Origin of the sequence: Hydrogenimonas sp. (assembly GCF_029933015.1) — a bacterium.
Taxonomy (GTDB): Bacteria; Campylobacterota; Campylobacteria; order Campylobacterales; family Hydrogenimonadaceae; genus Hydrogenimonas.
Map to the genome: position 1 here is coordinate 1 of NZ_JAOZOZ010000095.1, position 1,223 is coordinate 1,223.

At 55.4% G+C, this 1,223-nt stretch carries 1 protein-coding gene and 1 pseudogene; both read right to left on the reverse strand.

What is annotated here, in order from left to right:
- Positions 1 to 1,011, reverse strand: a 1,011-nt coding sequence (locus Q1K23_RS06925) for an ABC transporter permease (protein ID WP_300363417.1), incomplete at its 3' end; no start/stop codon positions are given.
- A pseudogene (locus Q1K23_RS06930) lies at positions 1,011 to 1,223 on the reverse strand (ABC transporter permease); the annotation flags it as partial. The gene Q1K23_RS06925 and the pseudogene Q1K23_RS06930, both read right to left, overlap by 1 nt.

Consider the following 1,223-nt stretch of genomic DNA (forward strand, 5'->3'; position numbering starts at 1 on the left):
AAAATAGGGCCAGAGGTCCACGAAATCGGTGCCTCTGAAAAAGATGCTTTCAGCCCCTTCGATGTAGTAGCGAAGGGGTGAGAGGAGCGAGAGTTTCTGCAAAACCGGGTGCATCGCGTAAATCGGCGTCCAGGCGCCGCTTAGGAATATGAGCGGCATCATGATGATGATAGAAAGCTGCGCCACCTGCATTACGTCTTTGGAGACGGCGGCGACGAAAAGCCCGATGCCCGCGCTCGAAAAGGAGTAGAAAAAGGTCAGCAGCACGAACGCCCAGAACGAGCCGTTGATCGGCACGTCGAAAGCGCCCACGAGCACCCATCCGACCGCGATGACGGTGCCGATCATGACGATGAAGACCTGCGAGAGGCTTTTGGCCAGAATCGTGATCTTGGGGCTGACGGGCATCAGCAGCATGATGTCCCAGGTGCCGTCCTCTTTCTCTTTGACGAAGACCACCGCACCGAGGATCACCACCAGCAGCGTGATGACCGAAAGCATCTCCGCCAGCGCCATGAACTGGTGGGTATCGGCGTTTTGGTTGAAGAGTTTGTGGGTTTTGATCTGCAGAGGCATGGCAAGATCGGTGAAATCGAGAACGATGTTTTGCAGGTAGATCAGCGTGATGAGGCTTTGCGAAGCGACGGTGGCGTCGAGAAGCACATTAAGCTGCGCGCTTCGGCCCTTTCGGTAATCGACGGCGAAGTCGCGATCGAAGACGAGGCCGACCGTGATCTCCTTGTTGAAGATGGCGTCACTCAGCGCCTTTTGCGACAGGAAGGCTTTGGGCGGTTTGAATTCGGGCGCGTGAAGCCTGGAGAGAATCTTCTGGCTGATGCCGCCTCCCGTCTTGTCCACATAGCCGACCGCCACGTTTCGGGGCTTCATCTCGATCCCTTGGCCGGCGATATAGACATCGACCGTAAAGGAGTAGAGCACCACCAGCACCAGCATCACCGAGCGCAGAAAGATCAGAAGCTCTTTGCCGAATGTCATGAGAAACGGGCGCATTATCGCATCTCCTTTTTAAGCCACCATGTGCCTGCCGCGAAATAGAAGAGGAAAAACCCCACAAGAATCCCCAGGTACAAAACGATCTTTTCCGAGGCCAGCCCCTGCCCGATCAGAAAGGTGTCGTAGAGGATATGGTTGTAGTACATCACCGGAAAGAGGTGCGCTTCGATATACGATTCGCCCTGCATCGAGGAGATGGGCATCAGAAT